The 19,300-nt window shown below is 70.8% G+C and carries 12 protein-coding genes; 9 read left to right on the forward strand and 3 right to left on the reverse strand.

Annotation, left to right across the window (positions count from 1 at the left end; translation table 11 throughout):
• The first annotated feature begins 515 nt into the window (after positions 1-515).
• Entirely contained in the window at positions 516-1,535 is a 1,020-nt protein-coding gene (gene glnII / locus ACIQCJ_RS20750) for a glutamine synthetase (protein WP_402712172.1), read from the forward strand.
• Between the two features lie 124 nt (positions 1,536-1,659).
• A complete protein-coding gene (locus ACIQCJ_RS20755) occupies positions 1,660-3,669 on the forward strand; it encodes a hypothetical protein (RefSeq protein ID WP_402712173.1) in 2,010 nt (669 codons plus the stop codon).
• An 18-nt stretch (positions 3,670-3,687) separates the two neighbouring features.
• Here the strand turns inward: ACIQCJ_RS20755 and ACIQCJ_RS20760 are convergent, their stop codons facing one another.
• Both ACIQCJ_RS20760 and pulA read right to left on the reverse strand, forming a co-directional pair.
• Positions 3,688-4,200 carry a GNAT family N-acetyltransferase gene (locus tag ACIQCJ_RS20760; protein WP_391043789.1) on the reverse strand — a complete coding sequence of 171 codons (513 nt, stop codon included), beginning with the start codon at positions 4,198-4,200 and terminating at the stop codon, positions 3,688-3,690.
• Between the two features lie 157 nt (positions 4,201-4,357).
• Complete coding sequence (pulA, locus tag ACIQCJ_RS20765; RefSeq protein ID WP_402712174.1) at positions 4,358-9,823, reverse strand: pullulanase-type alpha-1,6-glucosidase; 5,466 nt, start codon at positions 9,821-9,823, stop codon at positions 4,358-4,360.
• A 450-nt stretch (positions 9,824-10,273) separates the two neighbouring features.
• On the opposite strand from pulA, the gene ACIQCJ_RS20770 reads away from it, so the two are divergent.
• From ACIQCJ_RS20770 to ACIQCJ_RS20795, 6 genes are all read left to right on the forward strand, one after another.
• Positions 10,274-11,572: an extracellular solute-binding protein gene (locus tag ACIQCJ_RS20770; RefSeq protein WP_355334402.1), complete on the forward strand. Its 1,299-nt coding sequence runs from the start codon at positions 10,274-10,276 to the stop codon at positions 11,570-11,572.
• Between the two features lie 122 nt (positions 11,573-11,694).
• Entirely contained in the window at positions 11,695-12,675 is a 981-nt protein-coding gene (locus tag ACIQCJ_RS20775) for a carbohydrate ABC transporter permease (RefSeq protein ID WP_188283291.1), read from the forward strand.
• Between the two features lie 13 nt (positions 12,676-12,688).
• Positions 12,689-13,609 (forward strand): carbohydrate ABC transporter permease, encoded by a 921-nt coding sequence (locus ACIQCJ_RS20780; protein ID WP_355334406.1) that lies wholly within the window; start codon positions 12,689-12,691, stop codon positions 13,607-13,609.
• Between the two features lie 104 nt (positions 13,610-13,713).
• Positions 13,714-15,555 carry a glycoside hydrolase family 13 protein gene (locus tag ACIQCJ_RS20785; RefSeq protein ID WP_402712175.1) on the forward strand — a complete coding sequence of 614 codons (1,842 nt, stop codon included), beginning with the start codon at positions 13,714-13,716 and terminating at the stop codon, positions 15,553-15,555.
• A gap of 34 nt (positions 15,556-15,589) precedes the next feature.
• The gene (locus ACIQCJ_RS20790; RefSeq protein ID WP_355334408.1) at positions 15,590-16,681 is read left to right on the forward strand and encodes a LacI family DNA-binding transcriptional regulator; all 1,092 of its coding nucleotides are present in this window, start codon (positions 15,590-15,592) and stop codon (positions 16,679-16,681) included.
• Between the two features lie 37 nt (positions 16,682-16,718).
• On the forward strand, positions 16,719-17,615 hold the full coding sequence (locus ACIQCJ_RS20795; RefSeq protein ID WP_401303945.1) for a phosphatase PAP2 family protein: 897 nt from the start codon (positions 16,719-16,721) through the stop codon (positions 17,613-17,615).
• Here the strand turns inward: ACIQCJ_RS20795 and ACIQCJ_RS20800 are convergent.
• Positions 17,603-18,454, reverse strand: a complete 852-nt coding sequence (locus tag ACIQCJ_RS20800; RefSeq protein WP_402712176.1) for a thioesterase family protein — start codon at positions 18,452-18,454, stop codon at positions 17,603-17,605. The genes ACIQCJ_RS20795 and ACIQCJ_RS20800 overlap by 13 nt on opposite strands.
• Before the next feature lie 159 nt (positions 18,455-18,613).
• Here ACIQCJ_RS20800 and ACIQCJ_RS20805 point away from each other — a divergent pair, with 159 nt between their 5' ends.
• Positions 18,614-18,889, forward strand: coding sequence for a winged helix-turn-helix transcriptional regulator (locus ACIQCJ_RS20805; protein ID WP_391044258.1), 276 nt, complete (start codon positions 18,614-18,616; stop codon positions 18,887-18,889).
• Positions 18,890-19,300 lie beyond the last annotated feature (411 nt).

A 19,300-nucleotide genomic window follows, 5' to 3' on the forward strand; every position in this document is an offset into this window, starting at 1 on the left:
GTGCGAACCGCCTCGCGCAATCTCGCCCTGGGGGGGAGCCGTCCTTTCTATGCGCACCCCGATCCCCTTTTTTTGCCGCCCTCTCGCCTCCGGGCGCTTAGATCCGGTGTCGACGGTCGATCGTGCTCGTTCGCTCGTTCCTCGCTCTCTGTGCGCGTTCTCCCTTTCAACACCGGCGCGCCCTTCGGCTCCATGGCTACCGGCGAACCCACCTCGCGCAAACGTGGCCCAAGGGCTCAGCCCCTCGCGCAAACGCACCCCCGCAGTGAACCCCACCTGCGCAGCCCTGCCGCAAGGGCTCAGCCCCACGCACAAACACACCCCAGCGGCGAAGCCCACCGCGCAGCGGTGACAGGCGGGGCTCCTGGGGTGTTGCCGCTGGTCACGTAGGGGCGTTCACAGTGGGTTAACACGGGGGCAACAGTCGGGAAAAGGGATTTTGCGACGCTGCGGGTGGCTCGATCAGCGCAGCTCGGCCAGCACCCGCGAAGACTGTTCGTTAAGGATGGCGTCCCGTGACCTACAAGGCTGAGTACATCTGGATAGACGGCACCCTGCCGACCGCGAAGCTGCGTTCCAAGACGCGCATCCTGGCCGACGGCGCCGAGCTCCCGATCTGGGGCTTCGACGGTTCCAGCACCAACCAGGCGGAGGGCCACGCGTCCGACCGCGTACTCAAGCCGGTCTCCTCGTTCCCCGACCCGATACGCGGCGGGGACGACGTCCTGGTGATGTGCGAGGTCTTCAACATCGACGGGACGCCGCACGAGTCCAACACGCGGGCCGCGCTGCGCGAGGTGGCGGAGCGGTTCGCGGCGCAGGAGTCGCTGTTCGGCATCGAGCAGGAGTACACGTTCTTCCAGGGCTCGCGTCCGCTCGGGTTCCCCGAGGGCGGGTACCCGGCGCCGCAGGGCGGCTACTACTGCGGGGTCGGCGCGGACGAGATCTTCGGCCGTCCGGTGGTCGAGAAGCACCTGGAGAACTGCCTGGCCGCGGGCCTGGGCATCTCGGGGATCAACGCCGAGGTCATGCCGGGGCAGTGGGAGTTCCAGGTCGGGCCGCTGAGCCCGCTGGAGGTCTCCGACCACCTGTGGGTGGCGCGCTGGCTGCTGTACCGCACGGCGGAGGACTTCGGCGTCTCGGCGACGCTGGACCCGAAGCCCGCCAAGGGCGACTGGAACGGCGCGGGCGCGCACACGAACTTCTCCACCAAGGCGATGCGCGAGGGCTACGAGGCGATCATCGAGGCCGCCGAGTCGCTGGGCCGCGACGACAAGCCGCTGGAGCACATCAAGAACTACGGCGTCGGCGTCGAGGCGCGGCTGACCGGCGCGCACGAGACCGCTCCGTGGAACGAGTACAGCTACGGCGTCTCCAACCGCGGCGCGTCGGTGCGTATCCCGTGGCAGGTCGAGGTGGACCAGAAGGGCTACATCGAGGACCGCCGCCCGAACGCCAACATGGACCCGTACGTGGTGACGCGGCTCATGGTGGACACCTGCGGTACGGCGCTGGAGAAGGCCGGACTGGTCTGACCTGCGTCAACTCCGTTGTACAGGGCGCCCGTCACGGTCAGGTGACGGGCGCCCCGGCGCGTCGGGACCGCCGCGCGCGAGCGGTATCTCGTGACCATCGGATGATCCACTCGTTTGACGGGGCGTGAACACGCGCTCAGCAGAAAGCGATTCCGCCGATGACGAGCCCGGCCCGGTCGCTGTGGAAGAGGCGGAGGCGGCGCTCGTCGAGCACTACCCGCGCCTGGTACGGCTGGCGTATCTGGCGCTGCCCACCGCGCTCGGCACGCATCGCAGAGTGCTGACCGCGCACCGCCTGGTGCAGCGGTCGCTGCCGCGCGACCGGCGGTATCCGCCGGGGACGGCGGGTGCGACGGACGGGCCGCGCGGTGAGGCGTACGCGCTGCTGCGGCACGAGGTGTTGCGCGAGGCGCTGGCCTACGGGCGGCACGGCGGCGGCCGTTGGGGCTGGCGGGAGCGTGTGCGTACGGCCGCCGCCGGTGGTACGGCGCTGCCGCAGGTCGTCGGCTTGCGGCTGCATCCGCGGGCGGGCGGCAGCGAGGAGTTGGCGCTGGACCGGGCGCTGGCGGAGTTGGCGCCCGAGGCACGGGCGGCGTTCGCGCTGCGCGGGGTCGAGGAGTTGGCCGACGCCGAGGTGCTGGCCGTGCTGAGGGCCGCGGGCGCGGCCGATCCGCGCGGCGCGATGCGGGCGGCGGCGGCCGTCAAGGGCGGCCAACACCTGCTGACGGCCGGTGAGTTCGATCCCTGCACGCTCCAGGTGGGGCCGACCGACCTGCTGCGGCGCAGGCAGCGCAGGCGCGCGGGGCTGGTGACCGGGGCGGCCGTCGCGGTGGCCGCCGTGCTGGTGTCCGGCTGGGCGGTGTGGGGCAGCGGCGGCGACGGCGGTACGGCGTCGTACGCGGCGCCGGGCTCTCCCGCGTCCGGTGCGGGGGACGCGGCCCGCGCGCTCGATCCGGCCGCTCTCGTACGGCCGGACGCGGCGCTGTGGGCGTCGACCGCGCGGATGGACTTCACGGCGTGGCCCGCGCGCGGCGGCCGGGCCGACGACAAGGCGCTGCTCGGCCGGGCGCTCGCGGTGTGGGCGCGCCCCGGCGCGGACGTGGACGTCTCCTCGACGCCCGGCACTCCGCGCAACGCCCCTGCCCAGCCGCCGCAGTTGCTCTTCGCGGGGAATGTCGACGCGGCGGCGGTGGTGATCTTCTACGACGGTCTGCGGATCGTCCGTTACGCGCAGCCGCGCAGCGGTTCGGGGCGCGCCGCGCTGGACTTCGCGCAGGTGCAGGACGCCGATGTGACGACGGCGGCGGCGGTCGTGGTCGACCGGGTGGACGGCAACACCCGTTTCCTGACCGCCCCGTGGATCGCGGACGCGCAGACCCGCGATCTGATGCGGCCCAACGTCCTCGGCGCGCCGCTGCACCGCGACGCGGACGGGGTGACCGATCCGGTACGGATGCCGGGCGCGGGGGCCGCCGCGGGTGCGTGCGGCAGCGCCTGGCCGGTGGTGCAGCTCAAGTCGTCCTCGAGGATCGTGGAGAGCCACACCTTCCTGCTGACCGACCTCGGCGACCTGTCGCCGGTCCACCTCACGTACACCCCGCCTCCGGGCGGCGGTGTCCCGGCGCGGCAGCCGCGTGAGGCCACCGGGGCTCAGGCACTGGTCAGTTGGGCGCACAACGCCTGCTATCTGGGCGAGTTGCGCGGGCAGGGCGTGAAGGCCGTCAACAACTGGGAGTTCGCCCGTACCCCGCTGCCCGAGGGCGGCGGCGAGGCGTCCTGGACCTGCGCCCGCGCCGACACCTGGCGCGGGCCGGGGCAGGCCACCGTGACCTTCGTCCCGCCGTCCTCCCCCGCCGCCGCGCCCGGCACCGTCGCCGGCCGGCAGACCGACGGCAACGCGTGCAGCCGCTTCGGCCAGCACGTCATGGCGGGCGTCATGTGGCAGTCCCCCCGCTCCCACTGGTACCTCGTCGCCGCGGGCAGCCGCGACGTCACCCGGATCACCGCCACCGCGGGCGTCCACGCCTCCGCCGACGGCCCCTACCTCTCCACCCGCGCCCCCCGCGGCACTCGCGCCACCCTCACCGCCCACCTCACCACCGGCGCCACCCTGACCCCACTCCCCGCCTCGTAACGCCCGGGGCCGCCGGAACTATTCGTGGGCCGGTTGGGGGGTGGGGGCCGGGGTGGGGACGGTGAGGCGCATGCGGACGTGGTCGCCGGTGCGGCCGTCTTCCTGCCAGCCCTGGTGGGTGTAGAAGGCGCGGGCGCGGGCGTTGGGGGCGAAGACCTCCAGGCGGGCGGTGGTGAGGCCCGCGGCCTGCCAGACGGCGACGCAGGCGCGGTGCAGGGCGGTGCCTGTGCCGGTGCGCCAGACGGAGGGGTCGATGTGGAAGTGGAAGAGGGTGTCCTCGTCGTGCCGGGCGGCGAGCACGGCGAAGCCGACCACCCGGTCGTCCCTGACCGCGCACAGCACGGTCCGGTCGTCCGAGGAAATGGCCCTGGCCGTACCCACGCGCTGTCGTTCCAGCTCCGCGGGGCCGCTGTACTCCTCGGCCGGGAGGTGGCCCGCGTAGTAGCTGGCGCGGGCGCGGGCGTGGATGTCCGATATCGCGCTCAGGTCTTCGGGCGTGGCAGGGCGGACCCTGATGTGCGGGGAGCTCATATGGGCGTGGACGCATCCAGGGCAACATTGGTTCCCTCCGGCGTACGACCCGGCCGTAAAACTTGACGCGCCAAGGGGAGCCCGCGGTTCCCGCCGTCCGCGATTCAGTGCGGAAACGGCCGGATCGCGGGCTCCCCTCACGGGCGCCCGACGGTCCTCAGCGACCGGTCCTGAACACCGCCACCGTCCGCCCCGGCACGGTGAAGGTCCCGGTCCCCGCCGCGTACGTCGAGGTCCTGACGACCGGGTCGGTCCCGGCCGCCTGCACCGGGTGCAGGGCGTACGAGGTTCCGCGCGCCGCCTCCACCCGCTGCTTCTGCGTCGTCGGCGTCGCGTTGAAGACGATCACCAGGTCGCCGGCCTTCATGGTGATGACGCCGGGCGTCTCGTCGGGGCCCGACAGCGGGAAGGAGACCTGCTGTTGGACCTGGGCCGCGGTGCCGAGCCGGAAGGCGGGCTCGGCGGTGCGGATCCGCAGCAGATCCTGGTACGCGGCGGAGGCCGCGGTGATCTGCGCGCAGCCGGGGCTGAGCTGGGGCTGCGTCAACAGCGGCTTGGCGTACGGCCACTTGGCCTGGTTGTCGGCTGCGGGCGGAAGTCCCCGGCCGAAGCCGGTGCCGTCGGCGCACTGCCAGTGGATCGCGTTGAACCAGTCCCCGGAGTCGAAGGAGTTGCGGTCGAGGGACTTGGAGCGCAGCAGGTCCGAGCCCGCCTGGTAGAGCGCGGGCCCCTGGGAGAGCGCGGCGGTCGCCTCGGCGACGACCTGCATACGGGCGCGGTCGGCGGCCGAGGTGCCGACGGGGAGCTTGAAGGCGAGGGCGTCGTAGAGGGATTCGTTGTCGTGGGCGTCGACATAGGCGAGGGCGTCGCCCGGCGCGTCGGCGTATCCGGCGGGTGCGCCGTTGTAGTCGATCTCGGCTCCGGTGACCCGCCTGCCCGCCGAGTCGGTGAAGCCGAACTCCTTGAGGTTGCCGGTGAGTCCGACCTTGATGAGGTCCTGGTAGTGCAGCAGCCGGGCCTTCTGCTCGGCCGGAGTGCCGTTGTTCACCGAGGAGTTGGGGTCGGTGTAGAGGCCGGAGGCGAAGCCCTGCACGCCGGGGTCCTCGTCGAACGGACTGCCGCCGCGTACGGCGTCGCGCGCCCGGTCGGAGAAGGTCGCGATGCCGGTGCCCGCCATGTTGGCCTGGGTGGCCTGGACGAAGCGGGCGTCGTCGGCGACCTCGCCGAAGTTCCAGCCCTCCCCGTAGAGGATGATCTTCTTCCCGTCCACGCCGTCGTGACCGGGCGTCAGCGCGTCCAGCGCCTTGCGGACGGCGAGGATGTTCGCCTTGGGGTGGTGGCCCATCAGGTCGAAGCGGAAGCCGTCGACCTTGTACTCCTTGGCCCACGTGACGATCGAGTCCACGACGAGCTTGCCCATCATGGTGTTCTCGGGCGCGGTGTTGGCGCAGCAGGTGGAGGTGGCGACCGAGCCGTCCGGCATCAGCCGCTGGTAGTAGCCGGGCACGATCTTGTCGAGGACGGAGGTGTCGGCCTGGCCCGCCGCCGAGGTGTGGTTGTAGACGACGTCCATGACCACGCGCAGGCCCGCGTTGTTGAGGCCCTGCACCATCTGCCGGAATTCCGTGGTGCGCTGCGGCCCGTCGGGGTTCTTGGCGTAGGAGCCCTCGGGCACGGTGAAGTGGTACGGGTCGTAACCCCAGTTGTAGGCGTCCTTCGCCGCCGCCGCGGTCACGCACGCCTGCTGCCGCTCGCTGTCGGGCGCGTACGAGGCCAGGTCGCAGGCGGGCTTCGCCTGGTCCCGCTCGCGTTCGGGCACCGTCGAGAAGTCGAAGGCGGGCAGCAGGTGGACGTAGTTGACGCCTGCCGCGGCGAGCGCCTTGAGGTGGGTCATGCCCGCGGACGAGGTGTCGGTGAAGGCGGCGTATTTCCCGCGGTCGGCGGCCGGGACGGTGCTGTCGGCCACCGAGAAGTCGCGGATGTGCAGCTCCTGGATCTGCGCCCGGCCGATCGGCGCCGCGGCCGGTTTGGCCTGCCGCTCCCAGCCCTTGGGGGCGAGCTTCGGGTCGTCCAGGTCGACCAGCAGGCTGCGCTCGGAGTCGGTGGTCAGCGCGACCGAGTAGGGGTCGGTGACCTTGTTGACCACGAGCTTTTGGACGCTGGGCGCCCAGACGGTGACGTCGTAGAGATACGTCTTCCCGGTCCACGACCGGCTGCCGGTCACCGACCAGACGCCGCTGGCCTTGTCCCGGCGCATCGGTACGGTCCTGCCGTCGATCTCCACGCTCACCCGGTGCGCGGTCGGCGCCCACAGCGACAGCCGCGGGGTGCCGTGCGTGAAGACCGGGCCGAGGGTGTCCTTCGCGGCGGCGGCGCCGTAGACCGCGTCGAGCACGCCCTGGGTCTGGACGCCCGTCGCGGCCAACAGGGCTCCGTTGGCGGCGCGTTGGGTGGCGATGATCTGGCCGCTGAGCGCGTCGGTGGCGCGGGCCCGGTCGCGCGGGTCGATCGTGAAGGCCGAATACCCCTTGAGCTGCGGGTACTTGGCGAGCTGGGCGGCGGTGAGACCGGTCGCGGCCTTCGTCAGCCGCAGCCACTTGCCCTCGCTCGACAGCGCGCCGTCCTTGACGGTGATGCCGCCGTCGGGCGCGTAGACGAGCTGCTGGGACGCCGCCGCGGCGGAGGTCTGCCAGGCGACGGTGTCACGGTCGATCCACTGGGCCTGCGACTTGGTGAGGTCCAAGTCAGCTCCTGATCCCTGGGGTTGCGGCAGGAGATACTTTTCCGTGCCGCCGAGCAGCCACACCTCGTGGCCGGTCCCGGTCAGGTCGAGCGACTGGTCGCTGGGCAGGTCCTTCGCGTCGCCGTTGTGCAGGATGTAGCTGAGCGAGGTGGCGCCCGCGGCGAGCGGGACCTCGTACACCGCGCCGTAGGAGTCGATCCGGGCCGGCCTGACGGGCGAGGACCAGTCGGTGGGGGTGGCCGCGCCGGTCCAGACGTGCAGGCCCCAGCCGGTGTAGTCGCCGTCCGCGCGGTGGTAGTGCAGGACGGCCTTGCCGGTGTCCTGCGGCGGGTAGGCGCCGTCCGGCGCGGTCGTGGCCACGTCCGGGCTGCCCTGCTTGATCCACACCTCGCCGGTCGCGGTGAGGTCGATCGCGCGGTCGCCGTCGGTGTCCTTGACGCCGTCCTTGTTCACGACGATGAAGCCGACATCGGACGCGCCGGGCTTGAGCTTCACATAGGCGAAGGCGCCGTACGCGTCACGGCCGGTGAAGGCGTGGCCCGCCGGGTACGTGGTGGCCTCGCCGTCGGCGATGTCGCCCCAGGTGTACAGGCCCCAGTCCGCGTAGTCGCCGTCGGTCCGCTGGTAGTGGACCACCGCGTAGTCGTGGCTGATCGCGGTGGGCGGCGGGGTGACCGGGGTCGTACCGGTGCTGGTCGCGGCGGTGGCCGCGGCCGTGCGTCCGGCGGCGTCCACCACAACGGCCTTGTAGCGTACGGGCGTTCCGGCCGCCGTCTTCGGGTCGATCGTCTGCGTCACCTTGTACGGGGCGTGGTCGGCAGAACCGAGCACCTGCCACGTGGCGTTGCCGGTCTGGGCGGCGAAGACGACCCGGTTGAGGCCGCCGCCGCTGACGTCGGCCGTCAGCTCGACGGTGCCGGTGGCGCCCGCCTCGGGTGCGGCCAGCGTGATCGTCGGCTTCGCGGTGGGCGCGGGCAGCGGCCCCGCGGCCTGGTAGACCACCGAACTCAGCGCGGGCACCGTCACCTTGAGCGAACCGTCCGCGCCCGTGGTGAGCGTCCCCGTCGTCCCGTACAGCGCCCGGTACGCGGCCTTCGCCGCGCCCGCAGCCGGGATCGTGACCGTCTTCGCGGCCGTCGCGTTGTTGACCGCCACCAGGTAGTCGTCACGCGTCTTCGCGTCCGTGCGGGAGTACGCGTAGACACCGGCCGCCGTGCCGGGCTCCGCGTACCGCTCGGTCTGGACCCCGTCGCGCAGCGCAGGGTGGTCCTTGGTGAGCTTCGACAGCGCGGCGATGGCGCGGTAGAGCGGGTGCGTCGGGTCGTACGCGTCGTCGGCGTGCGTGCGCGCCGTACCGATCTCGTCGTCGTCGAGGTAGTCGGCGACCTGGGAGGCGAACATCGTCTGCCGGGCGTCCTTGTCGCCGCCCGCGCCCGTGAAGCCCTGCTCGTCGCCGTAGTAGACGACGGGGTTGCCGCGGCCGAGGAACATCACCTCATTGGCCAGCCGGTCCCGTCGCACCAGTTCGGCGTCGTCCGCCGCCGGGTTGTCCTGCTTCAGGAAGGAGCCGATCCGGCCCATGTCGTGGTTGCCGAGGAAGGTGACCTGCTCGTACGCGTTGGCCTTGTCCGTCGTGTAGCGGTAGTCCTGGCCGTAGACCCCGGCGAGCTTCGCGGGCGCCGCGCCCTGCGAGGCGTAGGCGCGGGCCGCGTCCTGGAAGGGGAAGTCGAGCGTCGCGTCGAGGCGGCCCCGCGTGACGTACGGCGAGGTGATGGCCGGGTCGGCGGAGTACGTCTCGCCGAACATGAAGAAGTTCGGCCGGCCGTGCCTGGCCGCGTAGTCGTCCAGCGCGGTCGCCCACTGCGTCCAGAACGGCAGGTCGACGTTCTTGACCGTGTCGATCCGGAAGCCGTCGATCGCGAAGTCCTTGACCCACTTCTCGTAGATCCGCTCCATGCCGCTGACGACCTCGGGCCGCTCGGTCCACAGGTCGTCCAGGCCGCTGAAGTCGCCCTGGTCCGCGCTCTCGCCCGCGAAGGTCGAGTCGCCGCGGTTGTGGTACATCGTCGGGTCGTTGAGCCAGGCCGGCACCTTCGCGTTCCTCTGGTCCGCGGGCACGATGGGCGTGCGCGGGAACGACGCGGTCGTGACCTTCGGGAACGTCGCCTTCCCGGCACCGTTCCCGCCGTCGGCGTAGGTGCTGTCGTCGAAGGGGGTGCCGTCCGCGGCGAGGTACGGGAACGCGCCCTTGGACAGGTAGGTGTACGTGTTCTCCGCGTTGCCGATGACGTCGGCCGTGTGGTTGGTGATCACATCGAAGAAGATCTTCATGCCCTTGGCATGCGCCGCGGTGATCAGCCTGCGCAGGTCGTCGCTGGTCCCGAAGTGCGGGTCCACCTGGGTGAAGTCCGTGATCCAGTAGCCGTGGTACCCGGCGCTGGCGTCCGTGCCCGTGCCCTGCACCGGCCGGTTCTTGAAGATCGGGGCCATCCAGATCGCGGTGGTGCCCAGGCCCTTGATGTAATCCAGCTTCTGCGTCAGGCCCTTGAGGTCACCGCCCTGGTAGAACCCCTTGTCCGTGGGGTCGTACCCGGTGGTCAGCCTGCCGCCGGTCAGACCGCCCTTGTCGTTGGCCTTGTCCCCGTTGGCGAAGCGGTCCGGCATCACGAAGTAGAACTGCTCCCGCGTGGCGTCGTGCCGCGCGGCCTGCCCGGCGAGCGCCTTGTCCGACGGCGGTGGTGGCGGGGCGGGCACGCCGTGTGCGGACGCGGCCGGTACGGCCAGCGCCACGAGCGCGGCGAGCGCCGTGGCGACGGCGGTGCTTCTGATACGTCTACCGGTCCGCGACCGGTACGCGGGCAGCCTGAACGGCAGGGCCACGGGCGGTTCTCCTTGCGACTACTCCGCCTGACGGCGGAAAGGGGACAGCCTCGCGCCGGGGCCCCACGCGCATGAAAACCCGGTGCAGCTCCGGCATCGGCGCCGGAACGAACTTGACCGGGACCGTATCCCCGCGGGGAGGCTTACAGCAAGACCTTGTAAGGGATTCCAGCATGCGATACGCCGGGTAACGCTCCTCAACTCCCCTTCCGTACAGGTCTTCCCGCCGTCCGGCACCCCCCGGCCGTCCGCGGTCCGCACCGCGTTCCGCCTCCCCGAGCGGGTGTCGCACGGTGGTAACGCGTTCGTCACATCGGAAGGGTTCTTGCAGAAAGTTGCTTGCAAGGACTTTCGCAAGGGATTGCATCGCTGTTACGTTCCTGCCCAGCCCGAGCAGTGGAGCCAGTCGGATCTGGGCGAACGGGCACTTCCCTCTTCAAGGAGTCAGGTATGCGACGCGGCATATCCGCCGTGGCGATGGCCGCGGCCATCGTTCTCGGGGTGACCGCCTGTGGCGGTAGCAGTGACAGCAAGGATGACAAGGCGTCGGCGGCGAAGGACCCGGCGGCGGTGACCGGGTCGATCACGTACTGGGACACCTCGGACGCGAAGAACGAGGCTCCGACGTACAAGGCGCTGATCGCGGACTTCGAGGCGAAGTACCCGAAGATCAAGGTGAACTACCAGAACGTGGACTTCACCACGGTGGAGCAGAAGTTCAAGGCGGCGGCGCAGAGCGGCAAGGGCGCGCCGGACGTGATCAGGGCGGACGTCGGCCTGATCCCGGAGTACGCGTCGCTGCACTACATCGCGCCGCTGGACGGCACGGCCGCGCTGACGGACGCCGACGACTTCCTGGCGGGGCCGCTGAACACGACGAAGTACGACGGGAAGACATACGGGGTGCCGTCGGTGACGGACACGCTGGGGCTGCTCTACAACAAGGACATCTTCGCGAAGGCGGGGATCGCGGCGCCGCCGAAGACGTGGGACGAGCTGATCGCGGACTCCAAGACGATCAAGGAGAAGGTGCCGGGGGTCGCGGGCACGTACGTGAACCCGGACTCGTACTTCCTGTTCCCGCTGCTGTTCGGCGAGGGCGCCGACCTGGCGGACCCGGCGGGCAAGAAGATCACGATCAACTCGCCCGAGGCGGTCAAGGCGGTGACCAAGGCCAAGGAGGTCTACGACACCTCCTCGCTGAAGGTCGACTTCGCGAGCGCGTACGACAACATGCAGACGTCCTTCAAGACCGGCAAGGTCGCGATGCTGATCCAGGGCCCCTGGTCGGTCAGCGACGACCTGGCGGGCAGCGCCTTCCAGGGCAAGGAGAGCAACCTGGGGTACGCGCCGGTCCCGGCCGGTTCTACCGGCAAGGCGCTGGCGCCGACCGGCGGTCACGACCTGGCGGTCTACCAGGGCTCGAAGAACCTGGACGCGTCGTACCTGTTCACGCAGTTCATGACCTCCTCCAGCAGCCAACAGCAGATCGCGCTGAAGAACGGCACGCTGCCGACGCGGACGTCCGCGTACACCGCCGAGGTCACCAAGAACCCGCAGATCGCCGGGTTCAAGCCGATCATGGACACCGCCCGGCCGCGGGTGGCGCTGCCCCAGGTCGGCAGCCTGTTCACGCCGCTCCAGCAGCAGTACATCAAGATCCTTCAGGGTGAGACCTCCGTGAAGGACGGGCTCGACACGGCGGCGAAGGAGTTCGGCAAGCTGCTGCCCGGATTCACCGTCCAGTAGCCCCCTTTTCTCCGGGCCGGCCGGCCGGGGCCCCGCCACCTGAACAGGCGGGGCCCACGCGCCCGGCCGGCCGGTCCGGTCCACTCCTGAACAGCCACAAGACCCGACAGAGCCGAGGAGCGATGACCACCGCCACCATGGACACCCCCGCCCGGGGCAAGGCCCCCCGGCCGGGCCTCAGGACGTCGCTGCGGCGGTCCTGGGACAAGTACTGGTACGCCTGGGTGATGGTCGCCCCGGTGCTCATCGTCATCGGCGTGCTCGTCCTCTACCCGCTGGTGTACGGCATCTACCTGTCGCTCACCAACGCGACCGAGATGAACGTCGCCAAGGACATCGGCCCGGTCCACATCGGCGCCACGTACGACTTCGTGGGCCTGCACAACTACTGGCAGATCATCTCCGGCAAGGACGGCGACTTCTACCCGCGGCTCCAGTGGACGGTCATCTGGACCGTGTCCTGCGTCGCGATCACGTACGCCATCGGCCTCGGCATGGCGATGCTGCTCAACCGCCCGGTGCGCTTCCGCCTCTTCTACCGGCTCGCGCTGATCCTGCCGTGGGCGGTCCCCGCCTTCATCGGCGTCTTCGCCTGGCGGCTGATGTTCAACTCGCAGTACGGCGTCTTCAACGACATCATCACGCACATGGGAATGCCCGCCCAGGACTGGCTGGGCACCCCCTTCGCGCAGAAGATCGCGGTCATCATCGTCAACGTCTGGTGCGGCGTGCCGTTCATGATGGTGGCGACCCTGGGCGGCCTCCAGTCCATACCCAGCGAGCTGTACGAGGCGGCCGAGATGGACGGCGCGACGCCGTTGCAGCGGTTCCTCAACGTGACGCTGCCGGGCCTGCGGCCGGTCACCAGCACGGTGATCCTGCTGAGCACCGTGTGGACGTTCAACATGTTCCCGATCATCTTCCTGCTGCTCGGCAACAACACCACAGGGGACACCGACATCCTGGTGACGTACGCCTACGAGAAGGCGTTCACCGGAGTGTCCGACTATTCGGGCGCCGCGGCCTACGGCATCGTCATCCTCCTCATCCTTGTGGCCTTCTCCACCTTCTACCGCCGCCAGTTGAAGTCCGAGCAGGCATAGGAGCCGGATCACCATGAGTGCCACCACCCACAGCGGCCCGGCCGCCACCGCCCCCGCCGCCCGTACCGGCGCGGCCCCCGGGTCCGCCGCGCGCCGCAAGTACCGCCCGCGCGGCACCCGCAGCCGCGGCGCCTCGCTCGCGCTGCACGCCACCTTGCTGGTGGCGAGCGCCGTCGCGGTCTTCCCCGTGCTGTGGATCGTCTTCATCTCGCTGGGCCCCAGCACCTCGTGGCAGCAGCCCGGCGAGGTCATGCGCCATCTGAGCCTGGGCAACTACCGGTTCGTGCTCTTCCACACCAACTTCCCCAAGTGGTTCCTCAACTCGGTGATCGTGGCCGCGGCCACCACGGTGCTCGGCGTGCTGATCGCCTCCAGCGCCGGATACGCGATCTCCCGGATGAAGTTCCCCGGGCACAAGTCGCTGATGTGGACCTTCCTGATCACGCAGATGTTCCCGGTGGCCGTGCTGATCGTGCCGCTGTACAACCTGATGGCGCAGCTCGACCTGATCGACACCTACCTCGGCCTGGTGCTGGTCTACTGCACGATCTCGGTGCCCTTCTGCGCCTGGATGCTCAAGGGGTACTTCGACACGATCCCGCGCGACATCGACGAGGCGGGCCGAGTGGACGGCCTGACCCCGTTCGGCACCTTCTGGCGGCTGATCGTGCCGCTGGCGCGGCCGGGCCTCGCGGTCACCGCCTTCTACAGCTTCCTCACCGCGTGGGGCGAAGTCGCCTACTCCAGCCAGTTCATGAGCAACAAGCACTCCACGCTGGCGGCGGGCATCCGCACCTTCGCCTCCGACCAGCGCGCCGACTGGGGCAGCATGACCGCCGCCTCGGTCGTGATCGCGATCCCCGCGGGCATCGTCTTCCTGCTCGTCCAGCGCCACCTGGTGGCCGGCCTCACCGCCGGAGGCACCAAGGGCTGAGGCCCGCGAGGTCCCCTCGAGGGCCCGACCGTCCGCACCGCACCACGTACGTAAGCCAGTTGTCGTTCCCCCGCCGCCGAAGGCCCGGAACAATGAAGGAAGCCATGAGCCAGCACCTCACCCACGCGCCCAGCTCCGCCACCGCCGACGCCGCTGGCGACGCCGGGGCGGAGCGCAGAGACTGGTGGCGCGACGCGGTCATCTACCAGGTCTATCCGCGCAGCTTCGCCGACGGCAACGGCGACGGCATGGGCGACCTGCCCGGGATCACCGCCCGGCTGCCGTACCTGCGCGAGCTGGGTGTGGACGCGGTGTGGCTGTCGCCGTTCTACGCCTCCCCGCAGGCCGACGCGGGGTACGACGTGGCCGACTACCGGGCCGTCGACCCGATGTTCGGCAGCCTCACCGACGCCGACGACCTGATCAGGGCCGCGCACGCGCTGGGCCTGAAGGTCATCGTGGACCTGGTGCCCAACCACTGCTCGGACCAGCACGAGTGGTTCAAGCGGGCGCTGCACGAGGGACCGGGCTCGCCGCTGCGGGACCGCTTCCACTTCCTGCCCGGCAAGGGCGCGGACGGCGAACTGCCGCCCAACGACTGGGAGTCCATCTTCGGCGGCCCGGCCTGGACCCGTACGCTCAACCCGGACGGCACGCCCGGCGAGTGGTACCTGCACCTGTTCGCGCCCGAGCAGCCCGACTTCAACTGGAACCACCCGGCGGTGCACGACGAGTTCCGCTCCGTGCTGCGCTTCTGGCTGGACCTGGGCACCGACGGCTTCCGGATCGACGTCGCGCACGGCCTGGTGAAGGCCGATGGCCTGCCGGACATCGGGCACGCGGAGCAGCTCACGCTGCTGGGCACGGCGGCGATGCCGTACTTCGACCAGGACGGTGTGCACGAGATCTACCGCGGCTGGCGCCGCATCCTGGACGAGTACGCGGGAGACCGGATCGCGGTCGCCGAGGCGTGGACGCCGACGATCGAGCGGGCCGCGCTCTACCTGCGCCCCGACGAGCTGCACCAGGCGTTCAACTTCGAGTATCTGAGCACCCCTTGGGACGCGCCGGAGCTGCGCAAGGTCATCGACAAGTCGCTGACCGCGATGAGCGCGGTGGGCGCGCCCGCCACGTGGGTGCTGTCCAACCACGACGTGACCCGGCACGCGACGCGCTTCGGCAACCCGCCGGAGCTGGGGACGCAGCAACGTGAGCCGGGCGACCGGGAGTTGGGGCTGCGCAGAGCTCGGGCGGCGGTCGTGCTGATGCTGGCGCTGCCGGGTTCGGCCTATCTCTACCAGGGCGAGGAGCTGGGCCTGCCGGACGTGACGGACCTGCCGGACGAGGTACGGCAGGACCCGTCGTTCTTCCGCGCGGCCGGGCAGGACGGCTTCCGCGACGGCTGCCGGGTGCCGATCCCGTGGTCGGGCGACGAGGCCCCGTACGGCTTCGGTCCGGCGGGCGGGCCGAGCTGGCTGCCGCAGCCGAAGAGCTGGGCGGGCCTGAGCGTCGAGGCGCAGACGGGCGACCCGGCGTCGACCCTCGAGCTGTACCGGGCGGCCCTCGCGGTGCGCCGGGAGCACCCGGCGCTGGGCGCGGGCGCCGCGGTGACGTGGCTGGACGCGCCCGAGGGCGTACTGGCCTTCCGCAGGGGCGGCGGGGACGAGCCCGGCGCCGGGAGCTTCGTCTGCGCGGTCAACCTGACCCGCGAGCCGGTGACGGTGACGCTTCCCGGCCCCGGGCGGATGCTGCTGTCCAGCGACAGCGGCCTGCACGCGGGCGCGGGCGCGGGCACTGGCTCCGGCTCCGGCTCCACCAGCGGCAGCGGTAACGTCAGCGGTGACAGCGATGTCAGCGGCGGCTCGACGGCGGGCGTCCCGAACACGGAGAATGGCAGCATTGAGCTGACTATCTCCGCAGACACGGCAATTTGGTGGGCGATCTGACGTGGTGGCGTTCCGTCCCCTAGCATCCGGTGCTGTGACCGCGCGGCTCGCTGACATCGCAGCCCAGGCGGGGGTCAGTGAAGCGACGGTCAGCCGGGTACTCAACGGCAAACCCGGCGTCTCCACGACCACCCGTGAATCCGTACTGGCCGCGCTCGACCTCCTGGGGTACGAGCGGCCGGTCCGGCTGCGCCAGCGCAGCGCCGGACTGGTCGGGCTGATCACCCCCGAGCTGCTGAATCCGATCTTCCCCGCGTTCGCGCAGATCATCGGACAGGCGCTGACCCGCCAGGGGTACACCCCGGTGCTCGCCACCCAGACGCCCGGCGGGTCCACCGAGGACGAACTGGTGGAGATGCTGGTCGAGCGGGGGGTCGCCGGGATCATCTTCGTCTCCGGTCTGCACGCCGACTCGGCCGCCGACATGGAGCGCTACGCCAGGCTCCAGGGCCAGGGCGTGCCGTTCGTGCTGATCAACGGCTTCTCGGAGAAGGTCGACGCGCCGTTCGTGTCGCCGGACGACCGGGACGCGGTCCGGCTGGCCGTCACCCATCTCGCGGCGCTCGGCCACCGCAGGATCGGCCTGGCCGTCGGGCAGAAACGGTACGTCCCCGTACAGCGCAAGATCGAGGGCTTCACGGCGTCCATGGCGGACGTGCTGGGCATGGCGGAGGACGAGGCGCAGACACTGGTCCAGCACTCGCTGTACACGCTGGAGGGCGGTCAGGCGGCGGCCACGGCGCTGATCGCCTCGGGCTGCACCGCGATCGTCTGCGCGTCGGACATGATGGCGCTCGGCGCGATCCGGGCGGCCAGGCAGCAGGGCCTGTCGGTGCCGGAGGACGTCTCGGTGGTCGGATACGACGACTCGCCGCTGATCGCCTTCACCGATCCGCCGCTGACCACCATCAGGCAGCCGGTCGCGGCGATGAGCCAGGCCGCGGTGAACGCGCTGCTGGAGGAGATCGGCGGCACACCGGCGCCGCACAGCGAATTCGTCTTCCTGCCCGAGCTGGTCGTTCGAGGTTCAACAGCCGCCGCGCCGGCCGCGCGGAACACGCCCGTGCCCGCACAGAAACCCTCCTCAAGGGGGACGGGCGGCACGCAGGATCCGACCGAAGGCTGACCTGCGATACGGGGCGAATCTGGCAGACTGGTGTCCCATGGGGGAACCGACTGCGAAGACTATGGGCGGCCGTACGACCGCCTCGCCGCGCTCCACCGGTTCCACTCCCCCGGATGGAGCGACCGGCGTGGCCCGCACGGAGCCGCGCCACACCCTCATCAGGCGCATCCGCACACCCCGCAGACCCCGGCTCTGGTTCGAGATCCTGCTGATCGGCGTCAGTTACTGGGTGTACTCGCTGATCAGGAACGCGGTTCCGGAGCAGAAGGCCGTCGCCCTGCGACACGCCGCGTCGGTGTGGTCCTTCGAGAACCACCTCGGTCTGGCGATCGAACGGTCCGTCAACCACGCCGTGAATTCGGCGACCTGGCTGATCGTCATCATGAACTACTACTACGCCACGCTGCACTTCATCATCACCATCGGTGTGCTGGTGTGGCTCTACCGCCGCCATCCGGGGCGGTACGGCCCGGCCCGTCTGGTGCTCTTCGTGACCACCGCCATGGCCCTGGTCGGCTTCTACTTCTACCCGCTGGCGCCGCCCCGGCTGATGACGGGCGGCGGCTTCATCGACACCGTCGAGGTGCACCACACCTGGGGCTCGCTGTCCTCGGGCAATCTGGCGCATGTGTCGAACCAGTACGCGGCCATGCCGTCGATGCACATCGGCTGGTCCCTGTGGTGCGGGATCACCATCGCGATACTGGCCAAGCACACCTGGGCGAAGGCGCTGGGCGCGCTGTACCCGGTGTTCACCCTCACGGTCATCATCTCCACCGGCAACCACTTCTGGCTGGACGCGGTCGGCGGTGTGGTGTGCCTGGCGGTCGGTTACGGGATCTCGTACCTGGTCTACGGGCGCTGGCTGTACCGGATGCCGCGCCAGCCGGTGGACGCGGTGTCGGCCCGGGCGTCGGACCCTCAGACGGCGTGATGCGGCGCCACGTACAGCGTCTGGAGCGCGAAGCCGTGGTAACCGGCGGTGTCGGCGAGGCGGGTGCTGGTCGTACCCCCGCCCGCCCCGTCCAGGGCTGACACGGCGTCCAGTGCCACCCAGGGGCCGACCGGCGGACGCAGGAAGCTCAGCACGAGGTCGAGGTTGCTGAACAGGTGGGTGCGGAAGTCCAGCGCGGCGCTGAAGCCGCTGGCGCCGTCCGAGACGAGGACGGCCCGCTGGGTGCCGGAGGTCGTCTCGCCCGCGACGAGCGGGAACTTCGGGCGCACCCACACCGTGGCCGGTCCCGGCGTCGTGACGAATCCGGCGAGGTAGCGGTAGTCCATGGACGCGATCCAGCCATGGTCCAAGTGGCCGGGGAGCGGGTCGGCCGGGACGACGTCGTCGGGGTCCGGCAGCGGCGCGGCCTGGACGGGGACGTCCGGTACGAGGCCGGGTGAGCGGCGGCGCCACCAGGCGCGGGCCGACAGGACGACCCGGCCGTCGACGCTCAGCTCGCCCGCGAGGAGCTGGGCGCGCCTGCCGGGCTTGAGGACGGAGGCGCGGACGCGGACCGGGCCGACGGGGACGGGGCCGTGGAAGTCCATGGCGATTTTCGCGAGGTGGCCGTCGGGGTGGCCCTCGGAGTCGCTGTCGGGGTCGCCGTCGGAGTCGCCGTCCCGTGCCGTCGCCGCGACCAGGGCCTCGAACTCGCGGACCAGCAGCGCGCTGGGCGGGCCGCCGTGCTGGAGGTCGGGCGACCAGGGGCCCTGGGTGGCGTCCGTCGCCACGAAGGACCCGTCCGGGTCGGGCTCGTAGAAAGCGGTCGGTTCGCCCATCCCTGCTCCTCCGGCTCGTGTACGTTTCGCATTCCGTAACGCCTGGCACCACCGTATGATTTCGGAATCAGAAGCGTCAAGGAGGGTCGGATGGAGGGTGGCACCGGTGGCCCCCGGCCGGGCGGCGAGGTCCGTGGCTCGCGCACCGGGCGGCCCCTGATGGCCGCGCTCGATCTGCTGGGGCGGCGCTGGGCGCTGCGCATTCTCTGGGAGCTGCGGGACGGGCCGGTCGGCGCTCGTGACCTGCGTGAACGGTGCGACGCGATGTCGCCCAGCGTTCTTTATCAGCGGTTGCGGGAGTTGGCCGCGGCCGGGCTGCTCGCGCAGGGGGATCAGGGGCGTTACGGGCTCACGCCTCTCGGGGCGGGGCTGGCCGAGGCCATCGCGCCGTTGGATCACTGGTCTCGTACGTGGGCGGAGACGCTTTCCGACTAAGTGGGGTGTTCTTGCCCGCCCGCCCACCCGTGCGGGTGCTTTTTCGTCTGCGGGTGCCGCTTGTGCCTGAGTCGGTGCCGGTCCGGGGTACCTCCTCGAAATGCGGCTACCTGGTACCTGTGTATCCGGTGCCCTTCTTGTCACCGCATTTCTGCGGGGGCACCCCGGCCCGTCCCCTCCGGGTACGTCGGCGTCCGACGGGCCGGTGGGGGTGGCCGGGGTGGGTGGCAAGGACCATGAGGGCGCCCCGAGCGTCCTCCGCCCGGGGCTGGGCGGGTGGCACCCTCACACGGTCCGCGGGTGGACGGGTGTCCAAGACCGTGAGGGCGCCCCGCCGTTCCGGCCCCCTTCCCCACATCCGGGGGTGGAGGGGGTTGGGGGTGGAGGGGGAGGGGTTCGAAATGCTGCCGG

Origin of the sequence: Streptomyces sp. NPDC093221 (assembly GCF_044753885.1) — a bacterium.
Taxonomy (GTDB): Bacteria; Actinomycetota; Actinomycetes; order Streptomycetales; family Streptomycetaceae; genus Actinacidiphila.